At 54.2% G+C, this 19,346-nt stretch carries 16 protein-coding genes; 14 read left to right on the top strand and 2 right to left on the bottom strand.

Annotated features, from left to right (window positions below):
• Positions 1-15: 15 nt before the first annotated feature.
• The 14 genes from JKK62_RS04840 to JKK62_RS04775 all read left to right on the top strand — a co-directional run bounded on the left by JKK62_RS04840 (position 16) and on the right by JKK62_RS04775 (position 18,332).
• A complete protein-coding gene (locus tag JKK62_RS04840) occupies positions 16-480 on the top strand; it encodes a hypothetical protein (RefSeq protein WP_186833017.1) in 465 nt (154 codons plus the stop codon).
• Positions 481-765: 285 nt separating this feature from the next.
• Positions 766-2,166 (top strand): tRNA (N6-isopentenyl adenosine(37)-C2)-methylthiotransferase MiaB, encoded by a 1,401-nt coding sequence (miaB, locus tag JKK62_RS04835; protein ID WP_243411761.1) that lies wholly within the window; start codon positions 766-768, stop codon positions 2,164-2,166.
• Positions 2,167-2,403: 237 nt separating this feature from the next.
• On the top strand, positions 2,404-2,811 hold the full coding sequence (locus tag JKK62_RS04830) for a YlbF/YmcA family competence regulator (protein WP_186833018.1): 408 nt from the start codon (positions 2,404-2,406) through the stop codon (positions 2,809-2,811).
• Positions 2,812-2,951: 140 nt separating this feature from the next.
• On the top strand, positions 2,952-5,555 hold the full coding sequence (gene mutS, locus JKK62_RS04825) for a DNA mismatch repair protein MutS (RefSeq protein ID WP_186833019.1): 2,604 nt from the start codon (positions 2,952-2,954) through the stop codon (positions 5,553-5,555).
• Positions 5,556-5,929: 374 nt separating this feature from the next.
• Positions 5,930-7,975 (top strand): DNA mismatch repair endonuclease MutL, encoded by a 2,046-nt coding sequence (mutL, locus tag JKK62_RS04820; RefSeq protein ID WP_186833020.1) that lies wholly within the window; start codon positions 5,930-5,932, stop codon positions 7,973-7,975.
• A gap of 2 nt (positions 7,976-7,977) precedes the next feature.
• Positions 7,978-8,916, top strand: coding sequence for a tRNA (adenosine(37)-N6)-dimethylallyltransferase MiaA (gene miaA / locus JKK62_RS04815; protein WP_243411760.1), 939 nt, complete (start codon positions 7,978-7,980; stop codon positions 8,914-8,916).
• Entirely contained in the window at positions 8,909-10,231 is a 1,323-nt protein-coding gene (locus JKK62_RS04810) for a biotin/lipoyl attachment domain-containing protein (protein WP_186833022.1), read from the top strand. Before miaA ends, JKK62_RS04810 begins: the two co-directional genes overlap by 8 nt.
• The gene (locus JKK62_RS04805; protein ID WP_186833023.1) at positions 10,212-10,925 is read left to right on the top strand and encodes a YggS family pyridoxal phosphate-dependent enzyme; all 714 of its coding nucleotides are present in this window, start codon (positions 10,212-10,214) and stop codon (positions 10,923-10,925) included. The genes JKK62_RS04810 and JKK62_RS04805 overlap by 20 nt, the downstream gene beginning before the upstream one ends.
• Positions 10,926-11,505: 580 nt before the next feature.
• Positions 11,506-12,030 (top strand): cell division protein SepF, encoded by a 525-nt coding sequence (locus tag JKK62_RS04800; protein ID WP_186833024.1) that lies wholly within the window; start codon positions 11,506-11,508, stop codon positions 12,028-12,030.
• Positions 12,031-12,759, top strand: a complete 729-nt coding sequence (locus tag JKK62_RS04795; RefSeq protein WP_186833025.1) for a YlmH family RNA-binding protein — start codon at positions 12,031-12,033, stop codon at positions 12,757-12,759.
• An 85-nt stretch (positions 12,760-12,844) separates the two neighbouring features.
• The gene (locus JKK62_RS04790; protein ID WP_186833026.1) at positions 12,845-13,525 is read left to right on the top strand and encodes a DivIVA domain-containing protein; all 681 of its coding nucleotides are present in this window, start codon (positions 12,845-12,847) and stop codon (positions 13,523-13,525) included.
• A gap of 306 nt (positions 13,526-13,831) precedes the next feature.
• On the top strand, positions 13,832-16,609 hold the full coding sequence (ileS, locus tag JKK62_RS04785) for an isoleucine--tRNA ligase (RefSeq protein ID WP_186833041.1): 2,778 nt from the start codon (positions 13,832-13,834) through the stop codon (positions 16,607-16,609).
• 321 nt (positions 16,610-16,930) lie between these two features.
• Positions 16,931-17,419, top strand: a complete 489-nt coding sequence (lspA, locus tag JKK62_RS04780) for a signal peptidase II (RefSeq protein ID WP_186833027.1) — start codon at positions 16,931-16,933, stop codon at positions 17,417-17,419.
• Positions 17,406-18,332: an RluA family pseudouridine synthase gene (locus JKK62_RS04775; protein WP_186833028.1), complete on the top strand. Its 927-nt coding sequence runs from the start codon at positions 17,406-17,408 to the stop codon at positions 18,330-18,332. Before lspA ends, JKK62_RS04775 begins: the two co-directional genes overlap by 14 nt.
• Positions 18,333-18,700: 368 nt before the next feature.
• Here JKK62_RS04775 and JKK62_RS04770 read toward each other — a convergent pair whose 3' ends face one another.
• Both JKK62_RS04770 and JKK62_RS04765 read right to left on the bottom strand, forming a co-directional pair.
• On the bottom strand, positions 18,701-18,982 hold the full coding sequence (locus JKK62_RS04770; protein WP_186833029.1) for a DUF6291 domain-containing protein: 282 nt from the start codon (positions 18,980-18,982) through the stop codon (positions 18,701-18,703).
• A 133-nt stretch (positions 18,983-19,115) separates the two neighbouring features.
• On the bottom strand, positions 19,116-19,346 hold a 231-nt coding region (locus tag JKK62_RS04765), incomplete at its 5' end, for a DUF4368 domain-containing protein (RefSeq protein WP_186833030.1).

Genomic DNA, 19,346 nt, shown 5'->3' with positions numbered 1-19,346 from the left:
GGGTGCGGTGATAAAATGCGACATTTTGACTATAACGAGTTCAGGGTGCAGTTCAGTATGCTGCACGACCAGCTTCTGACCGACGCCGCTTATGAGAACGACATTTTGAGATTGACCTTCGGTGAATTCAGGATCTTTCGCGAGGATTATTCCGATGAAACCTACTATGAGCGATACAAGGACTATCGGGAATGTACGCTCGAGATCCACCTGCACACCTTCCCCGTTGAGGATTTGAATGAACCGACCCTTTGCATTTTGAAAGGGGAGAGGTTCAAATGTATGAAGATGGATTATGATATATTGGTCGATTTCCTTCGGTCGCTTCGTGCGCGGTTTACCTTTGCGGCCGTTTCGAATAACGACGAGCTCGAATTGCAGATGCTTTCCTCTCACGATAGTGTAATGAAACGCAAGTATCGGGACTGTGAATATCGGCTCAGCGTCTTTGCCAACGCGTTTGATTTTATATGGAGATGAACCTTCGTCGCCTGTCTTGCTGACAGGCGGCTTTCTTTTACGGCCATCCCAATATTTTGCGTGAAAATGCTTGAAAAGGCGGATATATTGTGCTATAATACTACGGATAATAGGATTATAATGTGCAGATATGCGCATTTGTCTATAATATTTAAGAATCATCATAGGGGACCCCAAAAAGCCCCTGCTTTTTGGGGAGAGGAGGAACCGCCACATGAGGTCAAGGCATACCAACCGGATATGCCTGCCGAATACGGCGAGTGACGACGAACGGAGGAATACAATTTGTCTGAAACCGTCAAGATGTCCGACAGTCAAATTGAATATCTGAACCTGACCGCCGAGCTGATGAGCATCCGCAAGCGCGGTGATGTTCCTCTGGCGTATGTCCGCACCTACGGCTGTCAGCAGAATGTCGCCGACAGCGAGCGCATCAAGGGTATGCTCCGAAAAGCCGGCTACAGCTTCACCGAGAATGCGGAAGAAGCGGACTTCATCCTGTTCAACACCTGCGCGGTACGCGAACACGCCGAGGACAGGGTGTTCGGCAACGTCGGCGCTCTGAAAAAGCTCAAGCACCGCCATCCGCAGATCCTGATCGCGTTGTGCGGCTGTATGATGGAGCAGGAGCATGTCGCGAAACGGATCCACGACAGTTTTCCGTTCGTCGGACTGGTATTCGGCACTCACTGTATGCACGAGTTCCCCGAACTGCTCTATAAAAGTCTCGTGGACGGCTCGCGCGTCTTTGTCCGCGATAACGACGACAAGAAGGTCTATGAGGGCATCCCGACCTGCCGTGACGGCAAGTTCAAGGGATGGCTGCCGATCATGTACGGCTGTGACAACTTCTGCACCTATTGCATCGTGCCGTATGTGCGCGGCAGAGAACGCAGCCGTCAGCCTGAGATCATCATTGCGGAAGCGAAGGAAATGATCGAACAGGGCTACAAGGACATCACCCTGCTCGGACAGAACGTCAACAGCTACGGCAAGGGCCTCGACCCGCGACCGACCTTCGCACAGCTGATCGGCGAGATCGACAAGATCCCCGGCGATTATTGGCTGCGCTTTATGACCTCGCACCCGAAGGACTGCACCCATGAGCTGATCGATACCATCGCCGAAAGCGAGCATATCTCGCTCCATCTGCACCTGCCGTTCCAGTCGGGATCGGATCGGGTGCTCAAGGCGATGAACCGTCACTATGACCGCGCGAAGTACCTCGATATCGTCAACTACGCCAAAGCGCGTATCCCCGATGTATCCCTGACCTCCGACGTCATCGTCGGCTTTCCCGGCGAGACCTATGAGGATTTTCAGCAGACCTTGTCGCTGATTCGCGAGGTGGGCTTCACCTCGTTGTTCACCTTCATCTTCTCACCCCGCAACGGCACCCCCGCCGCCAAGATGGACGACCCCGTCTCTGATGAAGAGAAGGGCAAGTGGTTCCGCGAGCTATTAGCCGTGCAGGAGGAGATCGCCGCCGAGCGATGCGCCTCCATGGTCGGCAGAGTGGAGAAGGTGCTCGTCGAAGAAAAGGCGAAGAAAGAGGGCAGGCTCTGCGGCAGAACATCCGGCAATATCATCGTCGAATTCGACGGCGACGACAGCCTGATCGGCGACTTTCATAACGTCAGGATCACTCAGGCTAGGAACTGGATCCTGACGGGAGAGTTAGCATAGGCTCCCTTTGGTAAAGGTGAGGTGTTGTCCAAATCTTTGATTTGGGCTACAACTCCCATACACCGGAGAGCTCCCGCCGAATGGCGGGTGAGGGATTGCATCAATGGAGCAAAGCGACCAACCGAAAAAATGGTTGCTCGCTGACGCTCGGTTAATTAATACAATTCATTCGTCACCGCAGGGTGACACCTTCCTTTCCCAAAGGAAGGCAGTATAATTCCAAAGGAGAAATATAAAATGGCAGACGTAATTGCAATAGCAAGACAACTCGGACACGCGATCCAGGAACAGGAAGAATATAAAACCATCATGACCGCGAAGGACGCGGCTGATAACGATGAAGCCTTACAGGCTTTGATCACCGAATTCAATATCAAGCGCGTCGCGATCAATGCCGAGGCGTGCAAGACCGACCGCGATGACGAGACCCTCAAAAAGCTCAATGAGGAAATGCGCACCGCTTACTCCGACATCATGAACAACGAGCACATGAAGGCATACAACGACGCAAAGCAGGCGTTCGATAAGGTGCTCCAGCGCGTCCTCGCGATCGTTCAGCAGAGCGCCGAGGGTCAGGATCCCGACACCACCGATTTTTCCGAAGACTGCACCCACGATTGCTCCACCTGCGGAGGATGTGGCTGAGAGCAGAACTTTGTTCTGCTCAGAGAACAGTTATGAGTGATCAGTGAACAGTACCGGTCACTCGCTTCGCTCAAACAATTCTATTTGTTAACTAACTAACTAACCACTAAGCACTGACCACTGAGAAAGGAAGTGAGGATATGGCGGAGTTATCTCCGATGATGCAGCAATATTTTAAGATCAAAGAGGAGAACAAGGACAGCATCCTGTTCTTCCGACTCGGTGATTTCTATGAAATGTTCTTTGACGACGCCAAGCTCGCTTCCAAGGAACTGGAGCTCACCCTCACCGGCCGCGACTGCGGACAGGAGGAGCGCGCGCCGATGTGCGGCGTACCCTTCCATTCCGCCGAGAGCTACATCGCCCGACTGGTCGAAAAGGGCTACAAGGTCGCGATCTGTGAGCAGACAGAGGATCCCAAAGCCACCAAGGGACTTGTCAAGCGCGATATCATCCGCGTCATCACACCCGGCACCGTCATGGAATCCTCCATGCTCGATGAGAGCGAGAACAACTACATCTGCTCACTGTACGCGGACAAGCGCTATACCGGCGTCGTGTTTTGCGATATCTCCACCGGTCAGCTGTTTGTATCCCGCTTCAAAAGCGACCACAGCTTTTCTCAGCTCAAGGATCAGATCACTTCCTATAACCCCAAGGAGCTTCTGATCTCCGGCAAGCTCGCGCAGAACAAGGTGCTGCACCTGTTCATCAAAGAAAAGCTCCCCAACGCCGCGGTATCTCATCCCGATGAAAGCCGCTGCGGACTGCTCGAATGTACCGCTTTGCTCGAACAGCAGTTCAGTAAAGAGAATATGGACAAGATCGCCGACTCAAATGAGCTGATCATCGCGCTCGGCGTGCTGATGTCCTATCTGAAAGATACACAAAAAACAGGTCTAGAGCGTATCGACACCATCGAGCTCTACGCCGAAGACCAGTACATGAAGCTCGACTTCAACACCCGCCGCAATCTGGAGCTCACCCGCACCATGATCGCGAAGGAAAAGAAACATTCACTCCTCTGGGTGCTCGATAAGACCAAGACCGCTATGGGCAAGCGCCTGATGAAGTTCTGGGTCGAGCATCCTCTGATGAATATCACGACGATCCTAAAGCGCCAGAACGCCGTCGAGGAGCTGGTGAACGACACCGTCAACCGTTTGGAGCTGACGGCGAACCTCACCGGTATCTTCGATATCGAGCGCCTGATGACCAAGATCGTCTACGGCTCCGCCAACGCGCGTGAACTGCGCTCGCTGTGTCAGGCGCTGACCAACCTGCCCGCGCTCAAAGCGACCCTTGAACCCTTCAAATCCAAGCTCCTGCACGAGCTGTACCGCGATATCGATCCGCTCGATGATATGCGCGCGCTGATCGATGAGGCGATCGTAGAGGATCCGCCCTTTTCGGTGCGTGAAGGCGGCTTGATCAAAGAGGGCTACTCCTCGCCGCTGGACGAGCTCAAGCACGACATGAACGACTCCACCTCTCTGCTCGCCCGCATCGAAGCGGAGCAAAAGGAGCAGACAGGGATCCCCAAGCTGAAGGTCGGCTACAACCGCGTCTTCGGCTACTATATCGAGGTCACCAATTCCTACAAGAATCTGGTGCCCGAGCACTACATCCGCAAACAGACTTTGACCAACTGCGAGCGCTATATCACACCCGAACTCAAAGAGATCGAGAGTCGGATCCTCGGCGCCAAGGAGCGATCGGTCGCTATCGAGTATGAGCTGTTCAACGATGTGCGTGAGCAGATCGCGCTCAACCTCGACCGCATCGAACGCACCGCTAAGGCGATCGCCGCGCTGGATGTACTGGTATCGCTCGCCAATGTAGCGGCGGACAACCGCTATACCCGTCCCGACGTCACCCAGAACTCGGTCATCCGTCTCAAGGACAGCCGCCATCCCGTGGTGGAGGCGCTGCTCAGCGACGCGATGTTTGTCCCGAATGACGTCCTGCTCGACAATATCGACAACCGTATCGCGATCATCACCGGCCCCAACATGGCGGGTAAATCGACCTATATGCGCCAGGTCGCGCTGATCGTGCTGATGGCGCAGATGGGCAGCTTTGTGCCTGCGTCCTATGCCGAGATCGGTCTTGTCGACGCGATCTTTACGCGTGTCGGCGCGTCCGACGATCTCGCCTCGGGTCAGTCGACCTTTATGGTGGAGATGAACGAGGTCGCCAACATCGTTTCTCACGCGACGTCCAAGAGCCTGCTGATCCTCGACGAGATCGGCAGAGGCACCTCGACCTACGACGGCATGAGTATCGCGCGCGCGGTACTGGAATTCGTCGCCGATAAAAAGAAGCTCGGCGCACGCGCCCTGTTCGCGACCCATTACCATGAGCTCACGGTGATGGAGGAGCTGCTCGACGGCGTCAAGAACTATAACATCGCCGTCAAAAAACGCGGTGACGAGATCACCTTTTTGCGCCGTATCGTACCCGGCGGCGCCGATGAAAGCTACGGCGTTGAGGTCGCTAAATTAGCCGGTCTGCCCGACAGCATCATCGAAAGAGCCAAAGAGATCTTGGCGGAGCTCAATTCATCCGCTCCGCAGGAGCATATTCAGCACGAAGCACCCGCGCAGGAGGACAGTATGCAGCTCAGCCTCATGCCCGACACCGACAGCATGATCCTCAAAAAGCTCCGCGCGGTAGACGTCAACACCTTAACGCCCATCGAGGCGATGAACCTGCTGTATGAACTGAAAGGAATGGCGGAGTAGGTGAATGGTGAATGGTGAACGGTGCCGGTCACTCGCTTCGCTCAAACAATTCTATTGTGATGATAGTATGGAGTGGGATCGATCTCACATATACAAATCGTCATTGCGAAGGGCGCTGATCTTTTGATGTCTGTATACAAATCGTCATTGCGAAGGGCGCAGCCCTGTGGCAATCTCAACCGATAAAGGCTCCCTTTGGTAAAGGGAGCTGTCGCCGCAAAGCGACTGAGGGATTGTATGAATAGAGCGGAGCGACCAACCGATTAAAATGGTTACTCGCTGACGCTCGGTCATTTTTGCAATCCCTCCGAGTTCGCTCAACGCGAACCCACCTCCCTTTACCAAAGGGAGGCACAGAAAGGAGGCAACTGCATATGGGAAAGATAAACGTACTCGATAAGCACGTCGCGGAGTTGATCGCGGCGGGCGAGGTCGTCGAACGCCCTTCTTCCGTCATCAAGGAACTCGTCGAGAATTCCATCGACGCCGGCGCGACCGCCATCACTGTCGAGATCAAAAACGGCGGCGTTACCTTCATGCGTGTCTCCGACAACGGCTGCGGTATCCTCAAGGAGGATATCCGTCCCGCGTTTATCCGCCATGCGACCTCCAAGGTAAAGGAAGAGGATGACCTCGACGCGATCGCGACCCTCGGCTTCCGCGGTGAAGCGCTCGCCAGCGTCGCCTCCGTATCTCATCTCGAGCTGATCACCAAGGCGCGTGAGGAAGAGATCGGCACCCGCTATCTGATCGAGGGCGGAGAAGAGGTGCTCTTTGAAGACGCGGGCTGTCCCGACGGCACCACCTTCATCATCCGTGACCTCTTTTACAATGTGCCCGCCCGCATGAAGTTCCTCAAAACCGATATGGCGGAGGGCAACGCCGTATCCAATGTGATCGACAAGATCGCGCTGTCTCACCCCGAGATCGCGCTTACCTATATCAAAGATTCCAAAAACGTCCTGCGTACCGCGGGCGACGGCAAGCTGCTTTCGGCGATCTACGCCGTCTACGGCAGGGATTTCACCCGCAAGCTGATCCCCGTGGATTACACCCTCGGCGGCGTACATGTCACGGGCTTTATCAGCAGTCCCGAGAACGCCCGCCCCAACCGCAATATGCAGAACTTCTTTATCAATCACCGCTTCGTGATCTGTAAGGCCGCGATGGCGGCGATCAGCGAGGCGTGCAAGGGCACTGTCATGGTCGGCAAGTTCCCTTCCTGCGTGCTCAACCTCGATATGTCCTTCAACGCGGTGGACGTCAACGTCCATCCCACCAAATTAGAGGTGCGCTTCGTCAACGAACGCCCTGTGTTCGACGCGGTCTATCACGCGGTCAAAACCGCTTTGATGAATTCCGAAAAGCGCGTGGAGGCACACCTCGGCAACGATACGACAAAACCGATCAAGCGCGTCAATCCCTTTGAACTGGCGCAAAAGGTGTTCCGTGAACGCGACGAACAGCCCGCACGGAATACGGCTTCGAAAGCGAATACAGGGGAGGGATCAATACCTCCCGCAAAAGCAGTCAACAACAGATTGGATACCAAGCGTGAAGAAAAACGATCGGACGCTTTATTCGAAATGCTCGACGAGCCTGAGGTCAGCGTACCCAAGCTGAACCTGAACCCCAAGGTCGCCGACGCCGCTTCACCTGTCGAAGAACATTATCGTCGGGATGTCGAAGAAAAACGCGCCGAAAACGCGCAGGAGCGGATTATTCCCGACCCTGAGCCGGAACAGCCCGCGCCTGTAGGGGAGGGTCTTGACCCTCCTGCCGATCGATCGGCGGCGGATGTTCCTGAGGAACCGATCGAGGAACCCCAGCCCCTGATCGAGGTGGACGACAACGCCTATCGCTACATCGGCGAGGCGTTCAAAACCTATGTCATCATCGAAAAGAATCCCCGCGAGCTGCTGCTCATCGATAAGCACGCCGCGCATGAGCGGATCATTTTCGAGAAGCTGAAAAAAGATAAGAGCAGCGGTTACAGCCAGCTGTTGCTCACGCCCATCACCGTTACCCTCAACAAGATCGATTATAACGCTGTCATCGAGCACCTCGACGTCTTCCGTGAGGCGGGCTTTGACATCGATGATTTCGGCAGCGGTAGCATCATTGTACGCTCCGCGCCGCAATATTTGCCGCTCGAGGATATCGAGCCGTCCGTGATCGAGATGGCGGGATTTCTCTCTAACCATCAAAAGGAGATCCGTTCCGAGAAGATGGAGTGGATCTATGCCAACGTATCATGCCGCGCCGCGATCAAGGGCGGCAACAACAGCACCGAGCAGGAGCTGATCGCGCTCGCAAAGCAGGTGGAGGACGAGGATATTCGTCATTGTCCCCACGGCAGACCCGTGTGCATCGTGCTCAAAAAACACGAGCTGGAGCGAATGTTCGGCAGGGTGGAATGATCATGCAAAATATCGTCGCGGTCATCGGACCTACCGCGTCCGGCAAAACCGCCTTATCCGTCGAGTTGGCAAAGCGTTTTTCCGGAGAGATCATCTCCGCCGATTCGATGCAGATCTACAAAACCATGGATATCGCCACCGCGAAGCCTACCGAGGAAGAAAAGCAGGGCATCCCGCACCATCTGATGGACTTTCTGGATCCCTGTGAGGAATTCTCCGTGGCGCGCTTCTGCGAGCTGGCAAAAAACGCCGTCACCGATATCAGCGGCAGGGGCAACCTGCCGATCGTCACCGGCGGCACAGGGCTGTATGTCGACGCGCTGCTGGGCGATATGCAGTTTGAAGAAACCGAGGTCGACCCCGTCCTGCGCACATCCATCACCGCCGACGTGGAGGAAAAGGGCGTTGACAAAACGCTGGAGTACATCCGCACCTTCGACCCCGCCTCCGCCGAACGGCTCAGCGTCGGCCGCAACCCCAAGCGCCTGATCCGCTGTATCGAGGTCTATCTTTCCACCGGCATGACCCAGACACAGCTCAACGAAAAGCAGGCGGGCAGCGGTTCCGCTTATCAGGCGATCAAGATCGGGCTGACCGCCCGCGACAGAGAGTTTCTCTATGAGCGCATCAACCGTCGTGTCGATCTGATGATGGAGAACGGGCTTCTGGAAGAAGCGCGGCGATTCTATCAGCAGCAGTCCGGCGATACCGCCTGTGCGGCGATCGGCTACAAAGAACTTTTGCCGTATCTCAGCGGAGAACTCAGCCTCGATATCTGCGTCGCTAACTTAAAACGCGCGACGCGCCGTTACGCCAAGCGTCAGATGACGTGGTTCAAGCGCGACGAGTCGATCCGCTGGTTCAATATCGACGAGCAAAGCTTCGATGAGATCCTCAGCGAAGCAACAGATATGATTACAAAGGAATTTCATTATGAGTAAGTCAACATCCAAAACACCGTCCAATCGATCCAAGCTGACCAAAAGGATCCTGATCGGTGTGGGAATCACGTTGGTACTGGTCTACATCGTGTTCCTGTTTATCACAACCAACTTTCTCGGCAACAACAATATCGTGACCGAGACAGCCTTTAAATCAAAGGCGTACGATATCATCGAGTCAAAGTGTCTGGTGGTCAGAAACGAAGAGTATCTCACCTCCGACGCGTCGGGCGTGATGGTATACAACGTCAGCGACGGCGACAAGGTCACCTCCGACGGTGTCGTCGCGACCGCCTACAACTCTCAGGAGGACGTATCCTCTGTCCAGCAGATCAAGGAGCTGGATCAGCGGATCGAATACCTGAAATCGCTCAACGCGGTCAACAACTCGACCAACGTCGGTATCGATACCCTCAACAGCCAGATCAACGAGCGTATGGTCGCGCTGATGAAGTCCGTCAACGCCTGCGATTATTCCAACATGGATACCGTGGAGCAGAACCTCTTGACCTCCATTCTGCGCAAGCAGCTGCTCACAGGCGACCAAAGGAACTTTGATGACAAGATCGCCGAGCTCGAAGGTCAGCGCGCGTCACTGAGCGCCGCGTCGCCGATCGGTACGGTCAAGGCGGGTTCCGCCGGCTATTTCGTGTCAAAGGTGGACGGCTATGAAAACAGCTTTGACGTCACCAAGCTCGACGAGGTGACCGCGAAGGATATCGAAGACGCCTCGCCCGAACAGATCAACGCCGATTCCTATCTCGGAAAGATCGTCAAGGGCGTGAACTGGTATCTGCTGTGTCCCGTCACCCGTGATGAAGCCACCGCGCTGAGTCACGCCGATGAGAGCATCAAGGTGCGCCTGCCCTCCGCGATCGACGGCGAGATCCCCGCAAGGATCCTGTATGTCAACAATAACGCCGCCGATAATGACAAAGCGGTTGCCGTACTGCAGTGCAATTATATGAACGACGCGCTCTCCAAGCTCCGTCAGGAAAACGTCGAGATCATCGTGAACGAGTACGAGGGCTTGAAGATCAGCAAATCCGCGCTGCATGACGACGATATCACCTATACCGCGAAGGATGACGCGGGCAACGAAACCGAAAAGAAAGAACGTGTCCAGGGCGTCTACGTCCAGTACGGCATGGAGCTGGTGTTCAAGCAGGTCTCGATCGTCTATGCGGGCGATGAATTCGTCATTTGTAACGAACAGCCCGATCCGGGCAAGCTGCTCAACGGCACCACGGTCGCGCTCTACGATAAGGTTGTAACAGAAGGAGGAGATCTATTCAATGGCAAGATCATTAGCTGATGTCACATACAATTATCAGGTCATCTGTGAGAATATCGCGCGGGCGGCACAGTCCGTCGGCAAGACCGCCGATGACATCACCTTTTTGGCGGCGACCAAGACCGTCGACGCGCCCACCATTAATCACGCCATCTCTCTGGGACTGCGCTATATCGGCGAGAACCGTGTGCAGGAGCTGCTGTCAAAGTACGAGGACTACGACCTCGACCACGCCTCCTTGCAGTTCATCGGTCATTTGCAGACCAACAAGGTGCGCCAGATCGTCGGCAAGGTCGATCTGATCCAGAGCGTCGATTCCGTCAAGCTCGCCCGTGAGATCTCCCGCTGTTCCATCAAGCAAAACATCTCCACCGATATCCTGCTCGAGGTCAATATCGGCAGGGAGGAGAACAAGTCCGGCGTTTTGCCCGAGGCACTGCCCGAATTGCTCGATGAGATCAAGGATATCCCCGCGATCAAAGTGCGCGGACTGATGGCGATCCCCCCGATTTGTGAAAATGCACAAGAAAATTGTAAATTTTTCGATAATATGCGGCACATCTTCCTTGACATCGGCAGTAAAAATATAGATAATATATCTATGGAAATATTGTCTATGGGCATGTCCGATGATTATGCCGAGGCGATACGCTGCGGCGCAAACATGATCAGAGTCGGATCGGCTCTGTTCGGCAAGCGCAATTATCCGACATAATGATTCGTAGGGTAGGAGCCTGCTCCTGCTGAAACCTATCAAAGGCAGTCGTTCAAACGCAAAGCAAATGTTCCTTGCCGTAGGGACGACCATCGGTCGTCCGTTTGGCTGAGACTTGCTGATACTATCTGCGGCTTTCGATAACAAAAACGCCCGTCATTCTGCGGACGAGCAATGCTCGTCCCTACGATGACATGATATTCCGCAACAAATGTTGCGTGTAAGCCGACGATACAATTCATTCTTGAAGTTGTCAACATTGCTTCAAGGAGAAGGCTTAAGACTAAACCTAATACATTGTCATTGCGAAGCTCCATATGGGGTCCCCGAAAAGCCCCGCTTTTTGGGGAGAGGAGGAACCGCCACATGAGGTCAAGGCATACCAACCGGATATGCCGACCGAATACGGCGAGTGACGACGACGTGGCAATCTCAACCGATTCCATTATCACAACGATACAGCGTGTGCCGACTCAACAGCATTGATTATCCATGTTGAGTTATCATAAAAAAAGGCGCGCGCGCCCAATCTCAACCTTATGATAAACAGAAACCAAACGATAAACAGGAGGAAACCAAAATGGCAGGATTTGTAGACAAGTTCAAGCGCATGTGGGATGCGCCGGATGATGAGTACGAATACAGCGATTATGATGATTACGAGGGTAAGAACGACAGAAACAGGGACAGAAGAGCAGACAGAGACAGTGATGCCGAGCCCCGCTCCCGCCGTTCTTCGGCGCGTTATGATAACCTCGATGACATCGACTTGTCGTCCCGCGATACGACCCGCCGCAACAAGGTAGTCAACATCAGCGCTACCGCCAAGCTCTCCGTGGCACTCTTCAAGCCCGAGCGCTTCGGCGAGGAGACCCGCAATATCGCGGACGAGCTGATCAAGACCCATACCGTTGTTTTGAATCTGGAGAACACCAACAAGGATATGGCGCGCCGCATCATCGACTTTTTGTCGGGCGTCGCGTACGCGAACCGCGGTAAGATCAAGAAGGTAGCTACCTCTACCTTTATCATCATCCCGAACAACGTCGACCTCACCGGCGATGATCTGCTCGATGAGCTTGAGCACAGCGGCGTATACTTTTAAGTGATCGCGGAAGATAAGCTCCTGCTCGACAAGGCGTATGACGCGCTCCATCTTGCCGAGCGCAGGAACATCCCCCGATTTCTGGGCTTTCTCAATGAGCATGAGAGCCTGTATCTCAGACAACATCTCCCCAAGAGCGCCGACGTCGCCTTTTACGGCGGCTATCCCGACGCCGTTCGCCTGATGATGGGCGCCGCGGCTGAGGAGGAGAGCTTTCCGATCACGGCGCTGGAGTTCACCTATCGCGAGCAGGACGATCTGCGGCACAGGGATTTTTTAGGATCGCTGATGGCGCTGGGCATCCGCCGCGATACGCTGGGAGATATCCTGACAGGCAAGGGCAGGACGGTGATCTTCGTCCGTGACGACATCGTGCCTTTTCTCCTGTCCGACGTCGATAAGATCGGCAGGGTAGGGGTGAAGGTCGCTTACGCGGACGCGGATGATCTTCCGATCCCCGACGATATCGAAGAACTGATGTTCACACTCAGCTCTCTTCGTCTCGACGCGTTTGTCGCTGCCGCCGCGCATCTGTCGCGCGATAAGGCGGCGCGGCTGATCAAAAACGAACTGGTGATGGTCGATCATGTCACCGAAACAGAGGTGTCGTCTTTTCTCAAAGAGGGGATGACGATCACGATCAGAAAATACGGTAAATTTGTTTTGACCGAGCTGCGCGGTACCTCCAAAAAAGGAAAACTGCGTGTCGCGGTCAAGCACTACAGATAAGGGATAAGGATCGTCATGGCGGTCAGTTGCCGACATGCGATCCCAACCGATCAAAAAATGGAAACCAAGGATAGGAGTGTTTACTATGTTAACAATTGACGAAATCAGAGAAGTCAGCTTCCGTCGCGCGGGCAAGAACGGTTATAATGCTGCCGATGTAGATGAGTTTATCGATGATGTCACCGATACCGTCGAGCAGCTCATAGCGGAAAAGAACGATTGTATGCGCAAGATGGATATCCTGGCGAACAAGATCGAGCAGTACCGCGAGGATGAGGAGACCGTCCGCAACGCCCTGCTCACTTCTCAGAAGCTCAGCGATACCAAGATCAAGGAAGCGCAGGATAAAGCGGATTATCTCATCAAGTCCGCTGAGAGAAAGAGCCGCGCGATCCTCACCGAGGCTGAGATGGCTACCGAGCGCGAGAAGGATAAGTTCGAGGCGCTCCATGCCGAGACCGCAAAGCTCCGTTCCGAGATCATCGCGCTGTACAAAAAGCACCTCGCGATGGTAGAGGAAATGCCCAAGGAGGCTGACGTCAAAGCGAAGCGCGAGGAACTGGATCAGAAGTATCCCTTCGAGCCGGTCGAAGATATGATCAAGGCTCCCGTCGATGATGCAGAAGATGTCACCGAGCCGCTTGCCGAAGAGCCCGAGGTTACCGTCAACGCTGACGAGGACGTCAAGATCCGTCCCGACTTAAAGCGCGAGAGACATGATAAGTTCGACAAGCTGCAGTTCGGCGACAACTACGACGTTGAATAATTGATTATCAATCGTCATTGCGAGGGCGCGAAAGGATAAGGTTGAGATTACCACGTCGGAACTCTGTTCCTCCTCGTAATGACAATTTGTATGCGCCCGCGGCAATCTCAACCGACTAATCGTCATTGCGAAGCCCCTTGCCTCCCTTTCCTAAGGGAGGTGGCACGAAGTGCCGGAGGGTTGAGGGGGCTGTGGCAATCCCCTTGTGATAACTGCCGATCGCAGAGAAAGGGGATAATGAATCGTTGTTCCTTTTCATTAGATGATACTCAATGTATATATTAAAAATTTGGAGTGTATGTGAAGATGTCCCAGGATTATAATTTGACCCTGAATCTCCCCAAGACCGAATTCCCCATGAGAGGCGGTCTGCCCAAGGCGGAGCCCAAGACGCTCGAGCGTTGGGAAGAGGAGAAGGTCTATGACAAGCTGATCGAGAAGAACGAGGGCAAGCCCAAGTATGTACTGCATGACGGCCCTCCCTACGCCAACGGCGATATCCACCTCGGTCACGCTTTGAACAAGATTTTAAAGGACTTTATCGTTCGATATAAGAACATGGCGGGCTTCCAGTCGCCCTTTGTACCCGGTTGGGATACCCACGGTCTGCCCACCGAGCTCAAGGCGCGTGCCAAGGCAGGTATCGGTTCTTCCGCGGATATTTCTGTATTAGAATTAAGAAAGCTCTGCGAGGAGTTCGTCACGGGTTATATCGACGACCAGCGCAGCCAGTTCAAGCGTCTGGGCTGTATCGGTGAATGGGACAATCCTTACATCACCTTAAAGCACGAGTTTGAGGCGGAGCAGATCAAGGTCTTTGCCGAAATGGCGGACAAAGGCTATATCTACAAGGGTCTCAAGCCCGTATACTGGTGTCCCGAGTGTAAGACGGCTCTCGCGGAAGCGGAGATCGAATACGCGGAGGATCCCTGCCATTCCATCTATGTCAAATTCCGTGTGACCGACGACCTCGGCAAGTTCGCGGCGATGGGCATCGACCCCAATAAGGTGTTCTTCGTCATTTGGACGACCACCACATGGACGCTGCCCGCGAACCTCGCGATCTGCGTCGGACCGCGCTATGAGTATTCCGTCATCAAATGCGGCGACGAATACTACGTCATGGCGACCGATCTGTACGAGAACGCGATGGCGGAGGCGGAGCTGACCGATTATGAGGTCGTGGCGACCATCAAGGGCGCTGAGCTCGAGTATATGAAGACACAGCACCCCTTCCTCGACCGCGAATCTCTCTTGATCGTCGGCGAGCACGTTACGCTCGAGAGTGGTACCGGCTGTGTCCATACCGCTCCCGGACACGGTGTAGACGACTTTAACGTCTGCCAGAATTACGATATCCCCACCGTTTGTCCCGTTGACGGCGACGGTAAATTGACCGAAGAAGCCGGCAGATTTGCCGGTCTCACCACCGATGAAGCGAACAAGCAGATCGCCATCTATCTCGACGAGACAGGCGCTCTGTTCGCTTTGAAGAAGATCATCCACCAGTATCCGCACTGCTGGCGCTGCAAGACCCCGATCCTGTTCCGCGCCACCGACCAGTGGTTCTGCTCCGTGGACGATTTCAAGGACAAGGCTGTTGACGCGATCAACACCGTCGAGTGGATCCCCGCGTGGGGCAAGGATCGCATCACCGCGATGGTACGCGACCGCAAGGACTGGTGTATCTCCCGTCAGCGCAAGTGGGGCGTTCCGATCCCGATCTTCTACTGCAAGGATTGCGGCGAGCCCTATGTCAACAAAGAAGCGATGCTCGCGGTAGCCGACCTTTTCGGTAAGGAAGGCTCCAACGCGTGGCTCGAGAAGGACGCGTCTGAGATCCTGCCCGAGGGCACCAAGTGCGAAAAATGCGGCTCCTCGTCCTTCGATAAAGAAAAGGACATCATGGACGTATGGTTCGACAGCGGCTCATCCTGGCGCGCTGTCTGCAAGCGCCGTCCCTATCTGGGCGCGCCCGTCGATCTGTATCTCGAGGGCAACGACCAGTACCGCGGATGGTTCCAGAGCTCCCTGCTCACCTCCGTCGCGACGCAGGGCGTTGCTCCTTACCGCACCGTTCTGACCCACGGCATGATCCTCGATATGGAGCGCCGCAAGATGAGTAAATCGCTGGGCAACGGTATCAGCCCGCAGGAGGTCACACAGCAGTACGGCGCCGATGTGCTCCGTCTGTGGGTCGCGTCCTCCGATTACCAGTCCGATATCAGCATCTCGCGCGATATCCTCAAGCAGATGAGCGAGGCGTATCGTAAGATCCGCAACACCGCGCGCTATATCCTCGGCAATCTGAATGATTTCGATCCCGAGAAGGATATGGTCGACGCGAACGACCTCATGCCCATCGATAAATGGGCGGTCGTCAAGCTCAACGAGCTGATCACCAAGTGCCAGAACGCTTACGACAAGTTCGAGTTCCATCAGGTCTATCATTCCATCCACAAGTTCTGTGTCGTCGATATGTCCAACTTCTATCTCGACGTTCTCAAGGACAGATTATATACCGAAAAGGCGGATTCCAAACAGCGCCGCGCCGCACAGACGGCGATGTATCTCATCCTCGATTCTCTCACCCGTATGCTCACTCCTATCCTGGCATACACCGCTGACGAGATCTGGAGATACCTGCCGCACCGCGCGGATGACGACGCGGAAAACGTCCTGTATAACAGCATGCCCTCCACCGTCGCCATCGATGTGGACGATGATTTTATCGCCGCGTGGGATCGCATCCATGAGCTGCGCGATACCGTCAAAAAGTCGCTCGAGGTCGTCATCAAGGAGAAGGTCGTCAAGGCTTCTCTCGAGACCTGCGTGACCCTCAAGGCGAGCGGCGAGGAATACGACTTCATCGAGAAGGTGCTTCCCGAGCTGAGATCCGTATTCATCGTGTCCGAGGTCAAGCTCGAAAAGGCGGACAACGCGTTGTCCGGTGAACTGGAAGTAGCCGTCACCAAGGCGGAAGGCGAAAAATGCGAGCGCTGCTGGTCGTATTCCACCACGGTCGGCTCCGACAGCGAGCATCCCACCCTCTGCGCCCGCTGTGCCGCCATCCTTGGTCAGTGATCAGTGGTCAGTGATCAGTGATTAGTTATATGTAATAATTGATGCGGTGTATCACACGGTACACCGCATTATACTATAATGAGTCATTGCGAGGGGCGTGTATTGTTAAGGTTGAGATTATCACGTCGGAACTGCGTTCCTCCTCATAATGACAATTTATATACGCCCCGTGGCAATCTCAACCGATTCCATTATCACAACGATACAGCGTGTGCCGACTCAACGGCATTGATTATCCATGTTGAGTTATCATAAAAAAAGGCGCGCGCGCCCAATCTCAACCTTACTCTTAAACTACTCATTGCATTAGGATGTGATACCATGCTTATCGTATACATCGCGATCATCGTGATCGTGCCGATCCTGTCGCAGTGTATCCGTACCGCGATCGAAGCGAACGTCAAGCCGCAGGGCTTTATCTCGGTCATCCCGGGTCTGTTCAGCCTGACCTATTCCGAGAACCGCGGCGTCGCGTTCGGACTGTTCCAGGACGGCACGCTGTTTTTCGCGATCACCACCTCGATCGTGATCATCGTATTTGCTATACTTCTTTTTAAGAATTATAAAAAGAGCAAATTATTCTCCGTAGCCGCCGCGCTAATCATCGGCGGCGGACTGGGCAACCTGTTCGAGCGTATCTTTTTAGGCTACGTTGTCGACTATCTCAGCCTGTCATTCTTTCCGCCGATCTGCAACTTTGCCGATTATTGCATCACCGCCGGTACGATCTGCCTGATCGTCTATCTGCTGTTCTTCTCCGACTTTTTGAAGGACGGCAAAAAGAAGAAAACGCAAGATGAACAGGCTTGATCTCACCGTATCGGCTGAACACGCCGGTGAACGACTCGACAAATTCCTCTCCGATTCCGTTGAAGGACTCAGCCGTTCCTCACTGACAAAACTGATCGAGGACGGCAAGGTCACGGTGGGGGAGAAGGCGGTCAAAAAGAATTACAAGGTCGCTGACGGCGACCGCGTCACGGTGCTGATCGACGATCCTAAGCCCGTCGATATCACGCCCGAGGACATCCCCCTCGATATCGTCTATGAGGACGAGCATCTGCTGGTCGTCAACAAGCCCAAGGGCATGGTCGTCCATCCCGCGCCGGGCAACTACAGCGGCACGCTGGTCAACGCCCTGATGTACCACTGCGGCGATCATTTGAGCGGCATCAACGGCGAGCTGCGCCCCGGTATCGTCCACCGTATCGACAAGAACACCAGCGGTCTGCTCGCGGTCGCAAAATCGGATATCGCCCACGCGGGGTTGAGCGAACAGATCAAGGATCACAGCTTCACGCGCCGTTATCTCGCGATCTGCTACGGCAATATCAAGGAGGATGAGCGTACCGTCGACGCGCCCATCGGCAGGCATAAGATCGATCGCAAAAAGATGTGCGTCACACAGCTCAATTCAAAGCCCGCTGTTACCCATATCAAGGTGCTCGAGCGCTATCAAGGCTTCACCTATATCAAGTGCCGTCTGGAAACAGGCCGCACCCACCAGATCCGCGTTCACCTTGCGAGCATCGGACACCCCATCGCGGGCGACGACGTCTACGGCCCCTCAAAGGTCATCACCGCGCTCGGCGGCCAATGTCTGCACGCCTATCAGCTCGGTTTCATCCACCCGGTCACGGGCGAGTATATCGAGTTCACCGCCGACCCGCCCGAGAGCTTTATCAGTTTCAGAGAAAAACTGCGAAGCCGGATGGATGTCTGAATACAAAGGTTTATCGCAAAGGGGATAGCCCTGCGGCGATTGCAACCATGGATGTCATTGCGAGGGTTTTATCCCGTGGCAATCTCAACTGCATGAAAACATGAACAGGATCATGATATGACATGAGATGAGATGAGCGCCGCGCAAGCGGCGTTTACCATTATCATTACCATTGTCTTTATCTTTTTTTCTTTCTCTTTCTCTTTCTCTTAGTGCTTTTTGTGACAACAGACCACAGTTGTGCTTTTTGTGTTATTCCGAAACAGTCATTGCGAAGGGCAGACACGTGTGGTTGCCCTGCGGCAATCTCAACCTATAAAAAATGCTGATACCTCACGGCTTGCCGCACGGGACTTTGAAGGAGAAGCTTATGCTTTCTTACAGATCTTCCGCTTTTTGGCTTCACGTTCTTTTGCCGCCTTTGATCGGTTTTCGCATGCCTCCGCGTAGCGCTCAAAGTTGAGATCGACCTCGCCCTTGAGCACGATGAACGCAAGCGCGCAGGTGCGATCGTCCTCAAAGTCGGTCTCGATTTCCTCGTCGCCGTATCTCAGCAGTGCCTTGTATAGTCGCCCTGCCTGCTCGTCGGTCAGATGGTTGATCATCGCGCTGTGGTGAAAGTAGGTAAAAAATCCTTTTGGCTTTTTCATCATCATCAACTCCTTCACCTATGAGAAGATAAAGAAAAAAGTTGCATAGTTTTATGCAACTCCATAAGGAAGTCGTCATAAAACCATGCAACTTTTGGTAAGGACTGATTCGGTTTTAGCGGTGTAGCGTTTGCTATGCCGTTTTTTGCTGTTGAGCTAAAAGCTCTTTTCGTCGCCTTTGATCTGCAAGCGATGCCTGGAAGCTTGCTTCCGCTTCTTCCGGCGTCATTTCATTGACGATCCCAACGCCTTTGTAATAGACGTCTACCAACTGATAACGCTTGCCGTCGAGGTAATGCGGAGCGGATACAACGATCTTGTCGATAAACTCGTTCAGCAATTCGGGCGTCAGTTCTGTCGGGTT

The organism is Ruminococcus difficilis (genome assembly GCF_016680995.1).
Note: the sequence above shows the minus strand (reverse complement) of the source record. Positions and strands in the feature narration are given on the sequence as shown.

What these genes read in the sequence shown, in the direction of transcription:
- JKK62_RS04840 (WP_186833017.1), top strand. Translation starts at nt 16, where the DNA reads ATGCGACATTTTGACTATAACGAGTTCAGGGTGCAGTTCAGTATGCTG.
- mutL (WP_186833020.1), top strand. Translation starts at nt 5,930, where the DNA reads ATGGGAAAGATAAACGTACTCGATAAGCACGTCGCGGAGTTGATCGCG.
- ileS (WP_186833041.1), top strand. Translation starts at nt 13,832, where the DNA reads ATGTCCCAGGATTATAATTTGACCCTGAATCTCCCCAAGACCGAATTC.
- JKK62_RS04790 (WP_186833026.1), top strand. Translation starts at nt 12,845, where the DNA reads ATGTTAACAATTGACGAAATCAGAGAAGTCAGCTTCCGTCGCGCGGGC.
- miaA (WP_243411760.1), top strand. Translation starts at nt 7,978, where the DNA reads ATGCAAAATATCGTCGCGGTCATCGGACCTACCGCGTCCGGCAAAACC.
- JKK62_RS04830 (WP_186833018.1), top strand. Translation starts at nt 2,404, where the DNA reads ATGGCAGACGTAATTGCAATAGCAAGACAACTCGGACACGCGATCCAG.
- JKK62_RS04775 (WP_186833028.1), top strand. Translation starts at nt 17,406, where the DNA reads ATGAACAGGCTTGATCTCACCGTATCGGCTGAACACGCCGGTGAACGA.
- JKK62_RS04805 (WP_186833023.1), top strand. Translation starts at nt 10,212, where the DNA reads ATGGCAAGATCATTAGCTGATGTCACATACAATTATCAGGTCATCTGT.
- JKK62_RS04810 (WP_186833022.1), top strand. Translation starts at nt 8,909, where the DNA reads ATGAGTAAGTCAACATCCAAAACACCGTCCAATCGATCCAAGCTGACC.
- JKK62_RS04770 (WP_186833029.1), bottom strand. Translation starts at nt 18,982, where the DNA reads ATGAAAAAGCCAAAAGGATTTTTTACCTACTTTCACCACAGCGCGATG.
- mutS (WP_186833019.1), top strand. Translation starts at nt 2,952, where the DNA reads ATGGCGGAGTTATCTCCGATGATGCAGCAATATTTTAAGATCAAAGAG.
- lspA (WP_186833027.1), top strand. Translation starts at nt 16,931, where the DNA reads ATGCTTATCGTATACATCGCGATCATCGTGATCGTGCCGATCCTGTCG.
- JKK62_RS04800 (WP_186833024.1), top strand. Translation starts at nt 11,506, where the DNA reads ATGGCAGGATTTGTAGACAAGTTCAAGCGCATGTGGGATGCGCCGGAT.